Annotated in this window: 13 protein-coding genes and 2 tRNA genes; 9 read left to right on the top strand and 6 right to left on the bottom strand. The window is 31.9% G+C overall.

Annotated elements, in window-relative coordinates; all coding sequences use genetic code 11:
* Positions 1–28 precede the first annotated feature (28 nt).
* Positions 29–1,750 carry a phytanoyl-CoA dioxygenase family protein gene (locus tag C7H52_RS03465; protein ID WP_106462491.1) on the bottom strand — a complete coding sequence of 574 codons (1,722 nt, stop codon included), beginning with the start codon at positions 1,748–1,750 and terminating at the stop codon, positions 29–31.
* 93 nt (positions 1,751–1,843) lie between these two features.
* On the opposite strand from C7H52_RS03465, the gene C7H52_RS03460 reads away from it, so the two are divergent.
* From C7H52_RS03460 to C7H52_RS03435, 7 genes are all read left to right on the top strand, one after another.
* On the top strand, positions 1,844–2,449 hold the full coding sequence (locus C7H52_RS03460; RefSeq protein ID WP_106462490.1) for a hypothetical protein: 606 nt from the start codon (positions 1,844–1,846) through the stop codon (positions 2,447–2,449).
* Positions 2,450–3,010: 561 nt separating this feature from the next.
* On the top strand, positions 3,011–3,724 hold the full coding sequence (prfH, locus tag C7H52_RS03455; RefSeq protein WP_106462489.1) for a peptide chain release factor H: 714 nt from the start codon (positions 3,011–3,013) through the stop codon (positions 3,722–3,724).
* 2 nt (positions 3,725–3,726) lie between these two features.
* Positions 3,727–4,272, top strand: coding sequence for a tetratricopeptide repeat protein (locus C7H52_RS03450; protein ID WP_106462488.1), 546 nt, complete (start codon positions 3,727–3,729; stop codon positions 4,270–4,272).
* A 155-nt stretch (positions 4,273–4,427) separates the two neighbouring features.
* Positions 4,428–4,500, top strand: a tRNA-Pro gene (locus tag C7H52_RS13400).
* 10 nt (positions 4,501–4,510) lie between these two features.
* A tRNA-Tyr gene (locus C7H52_RS03445) sits at positions 4,511–4,593 on the top strand.
* Positions 4,594–5,265: 672 nt separating this feature from the next.
* Positions 5,266–6,366, top strand: coding sequence for a slipin family protein (locus C7H52_RS03440; protein WP_106462487.1), 1,101 nt, complete (start codon positions 5,266–5,268; stop codon positions 6,364–6,366).
* A 294-nt stretch (positions 6,367–6,660) separates the two neighbouring features.
* Positions 6,661–8,370, top strand: a complete 1,710-nt coding sequence (locus C7H52_RS03435; RefSeq protein WP_221405028.1) for a DUF6331 family protein — start codon at positions 6,661–6,663, stop codon at positions 8,368–8,370.
* 50 nt (positions 8,371–8,420) lie between these two features.
* Here C7H52_RS03435 and C7H52_RS03430 read toward each other — a convergent pair whose 3' ends face one another.
* The 5 genes from C7H52_RS03430 to C7H52_RS03410 form a co-directional block, all read right to left on the bottom strand.
* Positions 8,421–8,897, bottom strand: coding sequence for a GreA/GreB family elongation factor (locus C7H52_RS03430; protein WP_317045561.1), 477 nt, complete (start codon positions 8,895–8,897; stop codon positions 8,421–8,423).
* On the bottom strand, positions 8,887–9,564 hold the full coding sequence (mtgA, locus tag C7H52_RS03425; protein WP_106462485.1) for a monofunctional biosynthetic peptidoglycan transglycosylase: 678 nt from the start codon (positions 9,562–9,564) through the stop codon (positions 8,887–8,889). Before mtgA ends, C7H52_RS03430 begins: the two co-directional genes overlap by 11 nt.
* 14 nt (positions 9,565–9,578) lie before the next feature.
* A complete protein-coding gene (locus tag C7H52_RS03420; protein WP_106462484.1) occupies positions 9,579–10,694 on the bottom strand; it encodes an NAD(P)/FAD-dependent oxidoreductase in 1,116 nt (371 codons plus the stop codon).
* Positions 10,695–10,767: 73 nt separating this feature from the next.
* Positions 10,768–12,378 carry a S8 family serine peptidase gene (locus C7H52_RS03415; RefSeq protein ID WP_106462483.1) on the bottom strand — a complete coding sequence of 537 codons (1,611 nt, stop codon included), beginning with the start codon at positions 12,376–12,378 and terminating at the stop codon, positions 10,768–10,770.
* A gap of 11 nt (positions 12,379–12,389) precedes the next feature.
* Positions 12,390–13,247, bottom strand: a complete 858-nt coding sequence (locus C7H52_RS03410; protein WP_106462482.1) for an MBL fold metallo-hydrolase — start codon at positions 13,245–13,247, stop codon at positions 12,390–12,392.
* Between the two features lie 105 nt (positions 13,248–13,352).
* Between C7H52_RS03410 and C7H52_RS03405 the strand changes: the two genes are divergently transcribed.
* Both C7H52_RS03405 and C7H52_RS03400 read left to right on the top strand, forming a co-directional pair.
* Complete coding sequence (locus C7H52_RS03405) at positions 13,353–13,727, top strand: hypothetical protein (protein WP_106462481.1); 375 nt, start codon at positions 13,353–13,355, stop codon at positions 13,725–13,727.
* Between the two features lie 87 nt (positions 13,728–13,814).
* Entirely contained in the window at positions 13,815–16,139 is a 2,325-nt protein-coding gene (locus C7H52_RS03400; protein WP_106462480.1) for a TonB-dependent receptor, read from the top strand.
* The last annotated feature ends 1 nt before the right edge of the window (position 16,140 follow it).

Below are 16,140 nucleotides of genomic sequence, written 5' to 3'. Positions count from 1 at the left end.
TTATTACATATAAAGTAATTATAACTTTCTAAAGATCTACTTTTTCAGCATATTCCAAACCATTTGGTAAATCCAAATTAGAAAATTCCAAATGTAAAACGCGTCTGCGTTTGCCGCTTTTGTTTTTAGAAGACGCATGTAAAATTTGAGGTTTTAAAATATGAATTCCTCCTAAATTCACTTCACAATCAAAAGGTAAAGAATTATCTATAATTAACTTTATTTCAGTATCTGTTAAGCGTTTGTTTTGCGAACCCGGAATTACTTTTAAAGCACCATTTTCTGAATTTGTATTGTCTAAATGTACACGAATACTAATTGTGTTTTTATTTATAGCTTCAGGTGGAATAACACTAATAACGTCTTCTTTTTTAGTCCAAGAAGTAAAACCATCAGTTTCAATTTTATCTTTTACATTTACGGGTAAATCTTGATGCCATGTCACGTACCAATTATCTTGTATGGTTTTATCAAAATAAATCACTTTAGTTAGAAAAGCGTTTGGTAATAAACTATCAATAATTTGCTTTAAATTTTTATTAATTACTAAAGGTTTTAACTGTGGTAGCCTTAAAAACACTTCACGTAAGCTATACGTTTTACCAGGATTATTTTTTAAATACATGTGAAGTTTACCCTTAATTTTCTTAATCTCACGTTTGGTATACACTTGATTTAAAACCGAAAATCCTTTATGTAAAACCTGCTTTTTTAATAGAGTTAACTCTTTTAAGTCTAATTCAGTATTATACGTGTCTACACTTTCTTGTAAACGTTCTTTAATGGTTTCCTTTAAACGTTTTGGCGCTAACACTTTAATGCCATCACCTAAAGATAAAATCTCTTTTTCAAGTTCAAAATTATGTTGTACATCTAAAGAAATAGTGATCCCATAATTATCTTTATCAACAATTTTTTGAGACGAATGAAACGGTTTTGTCACCACATATGGCGCATGTTTATGAGTAACATAAAGTAAAATATGTTCGGTTTTTATAGTAGGACTTACAGAAACACCAATCACGTTTTTGTAATAATTTTCTAAATTAAAAGTGGTGTTGTAAATAAATTCGTCTGCAGATTCTTCAATTTTAACAATACGGTCTAATGCTAGATTTAAAAGTGCCACATTAGAGTTTTTACGACCTATAATAAACCATCTGTTTCTAAACTCTTTCAACAAATAAGGATGAAAAGTAAATGTGCTTTTCTCTCTAGCTTTAAACGATTTGTAAGTTAGTTTTATTGGTTTTTTAACTTGTATGTAGCGATACAATTCATCTAAAAAGTTGAAGCCTTTTAGGTTATCATTTTTTTCAAAATCTATAAGTGCTTTCTCTTGGGTTTTCTGCGTGTAAACGTGATCTTCTAATTTCTGAACCATGCTATCTAAAGCCGAAAAATGCGAAAATCCTTGAAATTGTTTTAAAAACGAAACTGCTTCAGATAACTTATTTAAATCTTGATTAGAAATTGGGCTATTGGTAATACTATAATTCTCGTCTTCGTATTTATAAAACTTTCGGTCGTAAACAATAATTGGCGCATTATAACCCAATTTATCGCTACGCATCATCTGTAAATCTAACTGAATCGTACGTTTACTAACATCTACATCTTTTCCTTCGTAATCATACAAAGCATCGGAACAAGCTTCAATTAAATCGTTCAAAGTCCATGTTTTGAAATGGTTTTGTAAACATTTATCTATGGTTTTATATCTTAAAAGTGCGTTTTTATTTACAGCCATTTTTCAATTAATTTCACTTCTAAAATAGAAAAAATAACTAGTACGCAAAAACATTGCGTATGGGCATTTCATTTTTGTATAAAATTACAGCAGATGAAAGCTTTAGAATACAAAATATTTGATGTTTTAACCGAAAGAATAACAGTTTCCCAATTTGAAAATTGGTTGTATACTAATGATGAATTATTATCTAATCTAGACTCGAATCCATATTATTTTGATCTTTTTACCATAAATTATAGTAATGATGAATGGAGTAAAAAATTATTGCAGGTCACTAATGAAAAACATGGTGAAGATTTTATGATATTTTTTAAACTAATCGAAGGTTGTAAAAAACTGAGTAAAGCAAATAATTTTGATGAAGCTTATTTACATTTAAATGTTTTATTAGAGTGTTTTGACTATCAAACTGAATATGATATACTATGGGATTTTTATCTATTAAGAGAAGATTTTGAAAATTTTCAATTTACTATTATTAATAAAAATGAATTGATAAATAAAGTTAGAAAGCTTTCGAATACAACGCTCAATTTAATGAATAGTTTAGAAGACTTAAAATCGATAAAATTATATTTTTTAAACAACTCAAAACCCAAAACAGCATTTACCTTGGTGGAAAATAAAAATAAAATTTGCACAATTCAAAAAAAGTTAATACTTCGTATTAAGGCATTACTTTTTAAAAAAAATTGAAAATAAATTTTGATAACTCAAAAATAAAAACAAATCTTTGCCCAGCGGAAATAAAAATTTCCAAAGAAAAAATTAATAATAAAAACTCGAAGTATGATAATTTCTATAGCATATCCAGATTTCCCAAAAGGACGTATTCCTTCTGCGGTGCTTCGAGCGTATTTTAGTTAATACCACTTTCATAAACAAATGAAAAATCCGAAGCAATTAAAAAACTGTTTCGGATTTTTTGTTTTCAACCTTAGCAACTCTGCTAAACACATTCCTAAACAGTAGTAAAAACAACCCATGTTGCGTTTAGACTAAATGTCACGCTTCATTTTAAATAAAATCAATCATGAATTATATCAAATTCATTTAAACCTTGATTCCTAATTAGAAGCGTTTCTTGGAATCGTTAACATAACAGCAAACTTGTTTTTAGATAACCTCTAGAGCAACATGTAATTTAAAATACAAAACTAAAATTACAGAGGTTTGTGGTTGTAATAAAAAACCAAAAGCACTTTTAAAACGTTTGAAACACCAGCTTTTACTAGAGCTTTTAGAAGATAAAATATTATGGCAAAGTCATTAACAAAAACTAAAATAATACAAATAACATCTGGTCGCGGACCTGCAGAATGCTGTTGGGTTGTAGCTCAAGTTCTAAAATTATTTTTAGAAGCCGCAAAATTAAAAACTATTGAATACAGCATTTTGCAGCGCGAAACAGGCGTAGAAAATGGCACATTACAATCGGCAACTGTGCAAATTTCAGGAACTAATTTAACCACATTTTTAAGCAAGTGGCTAGGAACAATTCAATGGATTGGCGTATCTGCATATAGACCAAAACACAAACGTAAAAACTGGTTTATAGGTATTTATGAAATTGAGCAAATATACGGCTCAGATATAGCAGATAAAGACATTTTATATCAAGCCACAAGAAGTTCTGGTCCAGGCGGACAACATGTAAACAAAGTAAGTTCTGCAATTAGAGCAACGCATAAACCAACCAATACGCAAGTGTTGGTAATGGATAGCAGATCTCAACATCAAAACAAAAAATTAGCGAAAATTAGGTTGATTGAAAAAGTCAATCAAACACAAACAAAGCGCTTAAAGTCGAGCATTAAAAATCAATGGGAAAACCACTTAAATATAAAAAGAGGTCAGCCAACAAAAGTATTTAAAGGCTCGGATTTTAAAATTCAGAAAAAAGACAAAACGTTCAAAAAAGAACGTGGAAAACTAAAAACTGAATTGCAAAAGCAACTAAAATTAAAATAATCGTGGAAACCAACATACTAAACACCTACGTACTGAAAGCATTAGATGCTTATCCGTACGATTTAGAAGAAACCGTAGAGAATTTAAACTACGCATTGTCTTATCAAGAAGATAATATACATGCACTGTTTTTAATGGGAAAGTTACAAGCAGAACAATTTGGAGATTACGAAAAAGCAAAGCAGTATTACGCCGAAGTACTATCCATTAAGTTAGATTTTCATAAAGTCTACAGCAGCTATATTCAAGTGTTACTTTGGAACGAAGATTTTATAGAAGCGCAACAATTAATAGAATTTGCATTTACGGTAAAAGGCTTAAGTAAATCCGAAATTTGGGTTTTAAATGATCAGTTACTAGAACAAAAGCAACATTACAAAAAAGCGTTGAAATCTTTTAAAACTGCCAAACAAGTTGCTTATAACAATGATTTTACAAGTTTCATAGATTCTGAAATATCTAGAGTTAAAGCTAAAATTAAGGCAAACGCTTCTAAAAAGTGTAAAAAAAAGAATCCTAAGAATAAGTGGAATAAGAAAAAGAAATAATTTTTTCAAAATAAATTACACTACGCAAAAATATTGCGCAAAAGAGTAAAATATTTGTAAAGTAATTAGAAAGAAGTCTTTTTAATTTAAACAATGGTAGTCACTCCACTAGTTAAGAACACTAGTGGAGTTAAAAAAAGTTCATTAACATAAAACTGGGAAGATAACGATTGGATGTTTGCTCGCTTTGGATGCGAGAGGTTGTAGGTTCGAGTCCTGCTTCTCAGACAAATTAAATGGAAGTATTGAGCAATTGGTTGGCTCGCCAGACTGTAAATCTGGTCTTTTTTAAGCTTGTAGGTTCGAGTCCTACTACTTCCACATCAAGCAGGTCTTGTTAGGTGTTTCAATATAACACCATTGCATAAACCGTCACAGTTTGTATTACGTTTTTATGTTCAACTTGACTTGAAGGCTACGGTTATTAGCCAAATAATAATCAATTCTATGTACGCAGGTTCGAATCCTGCCTTCATTAACTTGAAGTAGCTAAGTCTGGTTAAGCAATAGATCAATTTGTAGGTTCGAGTCCTACCAAACCGAGTTTTCGGTTTGTGGCGAAATTGGCAAACGCACTGTATTTCGGTTACAGCAATTGAAATGGATTCAAAATCCAACTTTAGGAAAGAAGATCAACTTTAAAAAATAGATCCCTTGTGCGTCACACAATAAATGGCAAAAAAAGCAAAGTGTTTAAAAACGTGCTAACACTTTTAGCAATTGGGAAAACACCTTGAAATTCAGCATTATTAAAAGCTGTTTTATGGATTCTTTAAAAGATTCATTTTTAAGTTTAAAACATCATGTTAATAGCTTATTAATCATCTACAAAACAATTCATATAAAGCTAAAATAAGCCGAATTTCCGTAGTAATAACAATGCATTTAAGCGCTTTGTTTACAAAGAATAGTCATTATCGTAACTGGTAATTCTATTATAAATGTTTAATAGTTCTGTATTAAAAATAGAAACAGAACAAAAATTAGAATCAAATGAAAAGAGTAAGAATTAACTCAGGATTTGTAGGATTAGTATTTAAAAACAATAATTATAAACGCGTAATTACTGAAGGAACACATTGGTTAAATTTTAACAAACGTGTTTTAAACTATACAATGTCGCACTCATTTAAAACACCTATAACCTTAGAAATCTTACTTAAAGATTCTAATTTATCTAGCATGTTAGAGGTTGTAGAAGTTAAGGATAACGAAATTGTTTTAATGTACGAAAACAACAATTTTAAAACCGTTTTAACTGCAGGAAGACATGTTTTTTGGAAAGGATTAATCAATTATAAATTTACCACAGTAGATTTAAATAACATTGAAATCACCGAAGATATTAACAAAAGCTTGTTTAATCATGCATCGTTAAAAGCATACATCAGAGTTTTTGAAGTCTCTGCGTTTGAAAAAGCAGTTTTAATTATAGACGACCAATATCAAAAAACATTAGGCGCAGGAACCTATTACTATTGGAGAAATAATCAAACCATTAAAATTGCAAAAGCAGATTTACGTCAGTTACAATTAGAAATTTCGGGTCAAGAATTGTTAACAAAAGATAAAGCTACTATTAGAATTAACTTTTATGCGCAGTACAAAGTGGTAAACATTGAAACCGCATTAATGCAAAATAAAGAGTACGAAAAGCAATTATATATTGCCTTACAATTAAAGTTAAGAGCCTATGTTGGCGCTTATACTTTAGACGAATTATTAGAGCAAAAAGAAAGTATTTCTAACGCAGTTTTAACTGAAGTAACTGAGCAAGCCAAGAAATTAGGTGTGACTGTTTTAAACACAGGAATTAGAGATGTTATTTTGCCAGGAGACATGAAAGAAATCATGAATCAGGTTTTAGTAGCACAAAAAAAGGCGCAAGCCAATGTTATTACCAGACGTGAGGAAACCGCTTCCACAAGAAGTTTGTTAAATACCGCAAAATTAATGGAAGATAACAGCATGTTATTCAAGTTGAAAGAAATGGAATATGTAGAGAAAATTGCAGAAAAAGTAGGCGAAATTACGGTTGGAAACCATGGAAACACCTTGGAACAATTAAAACATATGTTTACTGTAAATAAGTAATAGTATGGCGTAACCCAAACAAAAGTTTGGGTTACGCTTTCCGCTAAATCTTTTGCAAAAAAACAAAAGGATACCGCATCAATCGCTTACGTAGTAATTCTCGCAAAGTGTTTACATTATTATAAGCTTGTTTCAGATGTAATTAAACACAATTTTTAAATAAAAAATTCAGTACGCAAAAACATTGCACACAACTGCTTAATATTTGCAGAGTAATTAGAAACAAGTACTTCTAATTAGTATAAAAAACAGCGCCATTAAACAGAGACGTTAATGGCGCACAATTAAAATAAAATGAAACATATAGATAAATGGTTGAATAAAAACGAAACGTTTTGGAACAGTTTACAAGTACATTGTATTACAGAATGTTGCGGAATAGACGCTTTTTGCTTTGAAGAACAAACCATAAAAGACGCGATTAAAACCGAAAACGTAAAAAAGTTAATCAATAACATTAACTTATTTAACATTGAAGTCATTCAATCTGAAATAACAGAAGTAACCTCAGATGTATTACATATTACAGAAAATAAAAAGGCATTTTTAGAGAGAATGTACGCTATAAAAAATACCATATTAAAAATGGAAAAAGAAAACAAAACTATTACAGGTCACGATTTATTAGCCTTAGGTTACAGACAAGGAAAATGGATGAAAGATGCTATAAAACATATTAATACCAATAAATTATTAGATTCAGAAATGGAAGCGTATTTAGAGCAATTTAAATTACCAGAACCAATTCCGTTACATCAAGAAAAAGTCTCTTTTTCAGTTAATATTAAAGCAGAACACAACGAAGAGATTGAGAATGTAGACAAGGTGATTAATTCAATGGAAACATTAATGAAAACTCCAACATTAGTAGATGGAGCAATTATGCCAGATGCTTGTCCAGCGGGACCAGACGGCACTATTCCTGTTGGTGGTGTTGCGGTTGCAAAAAACGCGATTCATCCAGGTATGCATAGTGCAGATATTTGCTGTTCTGTGATGCTAACAGATTTTGGTAAAATAGACCCTAAAATCATTTTAGATGTGGCGCATAAAAACACCCATTTTGGACCAGGGGGAAGAGATAGAGATACACAATTTAGATTTCCAAAAAAGTTGTTAGAGGCATTTGAAACTAATTTCTTTTTAAAAGACAAACAAATGGTTCAAATTGCTAGAGCTCATCTAGGAACTCAAGGCGATGGAAATCACTTTTTGTTTGTTGGAACCTCTAAAAAAACAGGAAATACAATGATGGTAACACATCATGGTTCAAGAGGTCCAGGCGCAAGATTATATGATAAAGGTATGAAAGTTGCAGAACGTTTTAGACAAATTTTATCACCTGAGACTAAAAAGCAAAATGCGTGGATTCCTTTTGATACCGAAGAAGGACAAAATTATTGGGATGCATTACAAATCATTAGACAATGGACAAAAACAAACCACGAAGTGATTCATAATTCGGTTGCTGAAGCATTAGAGATTCCAATAGAAAACAGATATTGGAACGAACATAATTTTGTTTTTAAAGATGGCGATTTATTCTACCATGCTAAAGGTGCAACACCACTAGATAAAAAGTTTATGCCAGATATTACTGGACCTAGATTAATTCCGTTAAACATGGCAGAACCTGTTTTAATTGTTGAAGGTGAAACCACAACAACCAATTTAGGGTTTGCACCACATGGTGCAGGTAGAAACGTGAGTAGAACGCGACATAGAAAAAGTAAATCAGGAAGTATCATGCAAATTTTTAAAGAGGAAACTAAAGGAATTGATGCACGTTTTTTCTCTAAAGAAATTGATATTACTGAATTACCAAGTGCTTACAAAAACGCGAAAACCGTTAGAGCGCAAATGGACGAGTTTAACTTAGGTAAGGTTATTGACGAAGTGATGCCCTACGGTTCTATTATGGCTGGAGATTGGCAAAAAAATGCCCCTTGGAAATTAAAAGCAAGAGCTAAAAAACAACTAAATAATAGAGGTAATAAAAAATAACCATTAGAAAGGAAAAAGTGGACTGGCTTAGGTTGGTCTGCTTTTTTTATTTACAAAATTTCAATAATATTAAACTCTAAGCCCCTAAAAGCAACCTCATCTCCAACTCTCTTGCCTAATAGCAACTGACCTATTGGCGTACTTGAGGAAATAGCATAAAAAGTAGTGTTTTCAACCCTAAGTTCTCCTGAGCTTATCCCGATAAAATAATTAGATCCTGAGGTAAAAACCACGCTGCCTAAGCCAATGGTTTCCGATGTAGATTCAGGGTTTATTTTATCCAAGATGTGTTGACTTTTCTGTATATCTACTAATTGTTGCCCTGCTTTTTCACGTTCCAGTTGAACCATTGCCCGACCTGTTTCGTGTTTATCTCCAGCGCTACTTTTGGTTTCACTTTCTAGACTCTGCTGTAAGTTATTAATAATATCTTTTATGCTGTCTAAGCGTTGCTTTATACTAAGCTGACACAAAGCTAAAAGCTCCGTTTTTATAGTGTTATTATCCATAAAGTAGTTAATCTTCAAACTTTAAAGGTCCGTGAAAACCCATTTGTCTCATAATCCACGTTTTGCGCTTAGCGATGTAATTGGTTGGTGGATTTGCGCGGTATCTTCTTGGATTTGGCAACACCGCTGCTATTGCTGCTGCCTGACTTTTAGATAATTTGTTTGCTGATGTTTTAAACCAGTACTGTGAAGCTGCTTGCGCACCATAAACTCCATTACCCATTTCTATACTGTTTAAATACACTTCCATAATGCGTTCTTTACTCCAGATTAATTCGATTAAAAATGTAAAATAGGTTTCTAAACCTTTACGCAACCAACTACGGTTTGGCCATAGAAATACATTTTTTGCCGTCTGCTGGCTAATGGTGCTTCCGCCTTTAATACGTTTGCCTTTCTGGTTGTTTTCGTAAGCTTTTTCTATAGCCACCATATCAAACCCATTGTGTTTTAAAAATTTCTGGTCTTCACTACAAATAACTGCTTTTTTTAAGTGGTCTGAAATCTCTTCAGAAGTCACCCATTCATGCTTAACGGACTTCGTTTTACTATCGTCTTCAAAATAACGAATAGCCATTAAAGGTGTGTAATAAACGGGCACAAACTTATATAAGGTCACTAAGCCTACAGAAATTACTATAAACCAAAGCGCGCATTTAAATAAAAACGTAAAAATTCTTTTCATGTATGTGTTTTAAATTAATCTACTAAATCTGCCAATTCTTTGCCTACTAGGCTGCCAATTGCAATGCCCATACCTCCAAGTCTTACGCCACAATAGATATGATTAGAGATTTGTTTTACAATTGGTTTTTTTTGAGCACCTACACCCATAATTCCGCTCCAGCGGTGCTCGATTTCAAAATTTGAATTGGGTAAAATTACGGTATGTAATAATGCTTCTAATTTATTCTGAATTAATTCGGTTTGCTCGAAACTGGTAGTTTCTTCTGTTTTAAAATCCAATTGTCTTCCGCCACCTAATAGAATTCTGTTATTGATGTTTCTGAAGTAATAATAGCCTTGCTCTAAATGAAAGGTTCCTTTTATATGAAGTTTTTTGATAGGTGATGTTATTAAAACCTGAGCTCGTGCTGGTTTAACGACTTCATCTAAAAGCTGAGAAGCAAAACCATTAGTAGCTACCAAAACTTTTTTAGCTTTTAAATTAAACTGATTGGTTTTTAGTTCTACACCAGTATTATGTTCTTCAATTGCTTCAACCGAAATATGATTTAAAATTTTAATATCATTTTTAATGGCTTTTTTTAATAGCGTATCCATCATTTTACCCGTATCTATCTGTCCTTCAAAAGGATTAAAAATGAGTTGTTCGTGAATATTTTTAAAATTGAAATGATTATCTATTTCTGTAAATACTTCTGCTTTAAATATGGGTTTTAATAATTGATTGATATGATTTTTATGCACCTGGCACTCTTCAAATAAAAAACTGTCACGTTCTGTAAATATTTCAAAACCACCAAAAGCGTTGTAACTCATATTTTTATCGCCAACCAACTGTCTTAAAAGGTGTAAACCCTTTATGCGTTGCAAAACTAATTTAATAACCTCTTCTTCAGAGTGTGTTTTTAAGTCATCAATAAGTTCTGTTAAGCTTCCAAAGCAAGCAAATCCCGCATTTTTTGTACTAGCTCCTTGAGGCAATAGACCTCTTTCCAAAATAACTATTTTGGCTTTAGGGTGTTTTTTTCTAAGTTGAAGTGCACAATTCAAACCCACAATACCACTGCCAATAATTACGTAATCTATGTTAGATAGCCAGTTTTTGTGTTCCCAGTAACTATAATTCATAGCTACAAGAAACAAAAAAAACCTTAATAGCAATCACTATTAAGGTTTAAAAATTTATGTTTTTTAAAACGAATTATTTCATTTTACTAGCCATGATTAATGCGTTATAAGCGTTTACCATTTTACCAGATTTTGTTAAATCTTGAAATGATCTCACGTCTTCTGGATTTCCACCAACAACAACGTTTGTAGTTACTGGAATTCCAGAACTTAAAATAACTTGTTTAACTTGAGCAGCAGTTAATTTTGGATAATAAGACCACACTAAAGCTGCAACACCTGCAACTGCTGGAGCAGCCATACTTGTTCCTCCAAACGTACTATATTCATTTTCTGGTGTAGAAGAGTAAACTTCTGCACCTGGTGCAAATACATCTACATTTTTCTTACCATAGTTAGAAAACCCTGCAACAATATTAGAGCCGTATTTTGGTGCTAATGCGCCAACACGTATGTAAGTATTAGACACTTCTGCGCCTCCAGTATTATCGTCTGGGAAGTTTGGTTCTACATCTACGTCTTCACCCGAGTTTCCTGCAGCATGCACAAAAATCACATTGTTATCGCTTGCATATTTAATAGCATCTCTAACCCAGTCGCTATGTATAGAAAACGATTTACCAAAACTTCCATTAATAATATTTGCTCCATTGTCTACCGCATAACGGATTCCTTTTGCCACATCTTTATCGTACTCGTCTCCATTTGGTACTACACGAATACTCATTAATACCGCATTGTTTGCAACACCATTGGCACCTTTTCCATTATCACGTTCTGCTAAAATAATACCGGCAACATGCGTTCCGTGAGCTTCAGATTTTACTGAAGGCATTACGTTAGCATTACCGTATCCTGGCATATCGTTAAAATCGTTAGGGTTATCTCCCGTAGTTCTGTAAGAATATTCTGGGTTTAAACCTTTACTGTAGCTATCTGCTAGTTTTGTTAACTCATCTTTTAAAGTTTCTTGACCTTTTTGAATACTTGGTAAACCAAAACCATTCATTTGTTCTGCAAGTCCTTTGTATTGTAATAATGTTTCGTCGGTTGTTTCTAAGTTCTTAACCTCTTCATTAGTATAATCTTCTTTACCAAAATGTTTTGTAAACGCATCATCTGCCGCATTTAAAGCTGCATATATTTGCTCATAACGTTGTTTTTTTGGTGCAACGCCTGCTTTTTCTTTCTCTAAAGTTTCTACTGCTCTTGCGTATTGCGGATGATTTTTATCACCTAAAGCTACAACTCTTACATATTCTAACTGCTCGTCGTAAGCATCGCCTAAAAAGTTCCAACCGTGAATATCATCTACATAACCGTTTTTATCGTCGTCTATACCATTTCCTGGAATTTCATCTTCGTTAGTCCAAAGATTATCATCTAAATCTTCATGAGTAATGTCTATTCCAGAATCTATAACGGCAACAATAATTTTCTTTCCTTTTTTATCTTTAATAATTTCAGAATAAGCTTTGTTCACACTCATTCCAGGAATGGTGTCTTTTACTAAATCTAAATGTCCCCAGTTTTGTTTTTCATACTCGGTTAATTCTTGTTCTTTAATTGGTGTGTTATCAATATTTGAAATTGGTGTAGACAGAATTTCTGAACTACCACCACAACTTGATAAAAGGACTGCTGCTACAGCAGAAAATAAGATAGGTTTATTAATAAATTTCATATAAATTATGTTTAGTTAAATATGTCGTTACAAGTAAAGGTGTCTTTTAATCGTACGCCTTTTTCGGTGTGTTGCACCGTAATAATTTCGTTATGAGCGTCATGTTCCATAAACAGATACAACTCATTATCGGCCGCCATGTTTAGAAAGCGTTCTTTTTCATCTAAAGTTAACAATGGTCTAGTGTCGTAACCCATAACAAATGGTAAAGGTAAATGTCCTACTGTTGGTAAAAGGTCGGCCATAAAACAAATGGTTTTACCTTTATAATGAATCATTGGAATCATTTGTTTTTCGGTATGACCATTTGCGAAAAAAATATCGAAGCCTAAAGCTGAATTTTTTAAAATATCAGTTTCAGGAATATCCGTAAATTTTAATTGTCCGCATTCTTCCATAGGAAGAATATTTTCTTTTAAAAACGAAGCCACTTCACGTCTATTTGGCTCTGTAGCCCATTTCCAATGGTTTTTATTACTCCAAAAATGTGCATTTTTAAATGCTGGTTGTAAATTTCGGTTTTTATCATATTCAATACTACCACCACAATGGTCAAAATGTAAATGCGTCATAAACACATCGGTAATATCATCTCTATGAAATCCTGCAGCTTTTAGAGATTTATCCATAGAATCGTCACCGTATAAATGATAATGTCCATAAAATTTTTCACTTTGCTTATTACCCATTCCGGTATCTATAAGCGTAAGTTTATTGCCATCTTCTATAAGTAAACATCGCGCGGCAATGTCTATCATATTATTACTGTCGGCAGGATTGGTTCTGGTCCATAACGATTTTGGTACTACGCCAAACATAGCGCCGCCATCTAATTTAAAATGTCCAGATTGAATTGGGTATAATTTCATACGTAGTGCAAATTATGAAATTCTTAAATATTCTTTATATTAATTGGTAATTTATTAACGTGATTTTATATCTAAATTGTAATTTTGTGGCTTATTCAGAAACGATTGAAGATTTTTTTCACATATATCCTTTTACTTAGTTTTGCGTTTAGACCTGTTTATACTGTAACCTACATTGGATATTTTGAATTAAACATAGATTACATTATAGAAACTTATTGTATTAATAAAGAAAAACCAGAGTTAAAATGTAATGGTCAATGTCATCTTGCCGATCAATTAAATTTTAGTGATGATACTAACGAAGGTAATTATGCATTAATTGTAGAAGCCTTTTTTCCTGTATATTTTCAGTCAACAACATTACATATTGAAGGTGAAACTTACACTAAGTTAAAACTAAAGTCTAGATATAATTATATTCTTCCTTTTTATAATTCTCCAAATTATAAAATTAGTGCACCTCCAAAACTAAGTTAAATAACATTCTAGTTTTAATATTACCTCCACATTTTTATAAAATAAAAATAAGCGGAGGTTAATTTGTATACCCTAATTTAACTTTAAATGAAATATATTTTATTTACCGTCATTTTCATGTCGGTACTCTTTGCGCATGCGCAAAACAAATACTCTGGAAAAATAATTAATTCTGAAAATTTACCCATAATTGGAGCAACTATACAGTCTAAAAAAAATCTCAATAATGCAGTTATATCAGATCTCAATGGGCAGTTTAGTATAGAAAACAATTCTGAAGTTATCATTAAACATATTGGATATAAAACAATAGTTATGTCTTTAAATTCAGGTTATACAACTATAATTTTAGAAGAAAATGACGAACTTTTAAATGAAGTTGTAATTTCTGCAAGTCGGGAACTTCAGCGTCGTAAAGAGGTTCCAGCGTCAATTACTGTAATTACTAAAAAAGACTTAAAAGCTGCAAAAGCATTTGGAATTGATCAATTAGTCAACAGTGTGCCTGGAGTATTAATGAGTACTTCTCGTGCAGCAAGTAACGAACAACATTTCATGTCTGTACGCTCTCCAATTTCTACAAAATCATTATTTCTTTATATCGAAGACGGTTTACCTATTAGACCAACAGCAGTATTTAATCATAATGCTCTTTTAGAAATGAATGATGTGGCTTTTAATCGTGTAGAGGTAATTAAAGGTCTCGCGTCTAGTATTTATGGAAGCGAAGCAATTGGTGGAAGTTTCAACTTTATCACTAAAAATCCAACTAAATATTTTACTGGAAGTTTAGACTTTCAAACCAATGATTTGGGCTTAAAACGTTATGCTTTTGAAGCTTCCCAATACGCCAATAAAAACATTGGTTTTTATATTGGTACGCAATATGTAAATCGTAAAAACGGTCCTGTTTCACATAGTGACTACGAAAAATTTGCCATTACATTTAAAAATGTCAATCACTTATCGTCAACAATGAATTGGTCGAATACCTTTCACATTATAGATTATAGAAGTGATATGACTGGTTCTTTAAGTGAAGAAGATTATAATAATGGTAATTATGAAAGTGATCAAACTTTTACCGAACGTGACGCGTTTGCGTTTCGTTTTAAAAGCACTTTAGACAAAACGTGGAATGCTTCTAATAAAACGGTTTTTAATTTTTCTTTTCGTAAGAATGAAATGAGTCAAAATCCATCATATCGTATACGTCAATTTAGACAACAAGGACAATTAACTGGTTTTGGAAGTGGAGAACTTAATAACGATACATTCTATAGTTATGTTGGACTAATTCAACATAAAAAAGAATTCAACTTTGCAAATTCATCTTTAATTATTGGGGCAACTACCGATTTTTCACCACAAAAATATATAGCAGAAACTTTAGATGTGACCGTTAATCCTTCGACAGGACAAAACACAGATTTTACCTTAAATTCTGGCGACTTCATTTTAAATTATAAAGCCAATATTTTAAACTATGCCACATATTTTCAGTATGAAATAAATCCTATCGAAAAATTAAAAATTACAGCAGCTTTACGTTATGATAAGTTTGACTACGATTACAACAATCAAGCCGATGGAATTGCTGGTCCAAAAGATTCTAAAAACAGTTACGACAATATCTCACCTAAACTTGGTGCAAATTATAATTTGAATAAAAATTTAGGGGTTTATGCTAATTATTCTAATGGATTTACTCCACCACAAACCTCTACTTTATACCGAAATAGTTTTGTTGGTGTAGGCGAAAGTGTGTTTGATTTAAAGCCAAGTACTTACGATAATCTTGAAGTTGGAACTTATACTAAAGTTAAAAACATCACTTTAGATGTAGCATTGTATTTACTTAATGGTAAAAATACTTTAGTGACGTTAAGAGATGAAAACGATGCCTTTTTTAATGCTAATGCTGGTGAAACAAGATCTTATGGTTTAGAATATGGAGTTTCCTACAAACCAATTTCCACATTAGAATTTTCGCATAACGGAAGTTTTGCCAAACACGAATACATTTCTTTTTTTGATGATGGTGTGGATTATTCTAATACCGACCGTGAAACTTCACCTAAGTTATTAGGAACAACTAAAGTAAGTTACAATGCCTTTAAAAACTTTAATGTGACTTTATCTCACGAATTAGTTGGCGCTTACAATACAAGTTTTGAAAATCAAGTAAGTAACGACGATGGATCTAAATCTACTGCTATTTATGACGGGCATAACATTTTTAACGCCTTAGTGAGCTACAAGTACAAATCTTTTGATGTTTGGTTACATGCCTTAAACTTATTTGATGATTTATACTCAGCACGTGCAAGTTATAATCGCTTTAGAGGCGAAAACTCCTACACCATTGGGAATCCAAGAGCATTTCATGTTGGTGTGAAATACAATTTTTAAT

This window comes from Aurantibacter aestuarii, from assembly GCF_003008425.1.
Lineage (GTDB): Bacteria > Bacteroidota > Bacteroidia > Flavobacteriales > Flavobacteriaceae > Aurantibacter > Aurantibacter aestuarii.
Note: the sequence above shows the minus strand (reverse complement) of the source record. Positions and strands in the feature narration are given on the sequence as shown.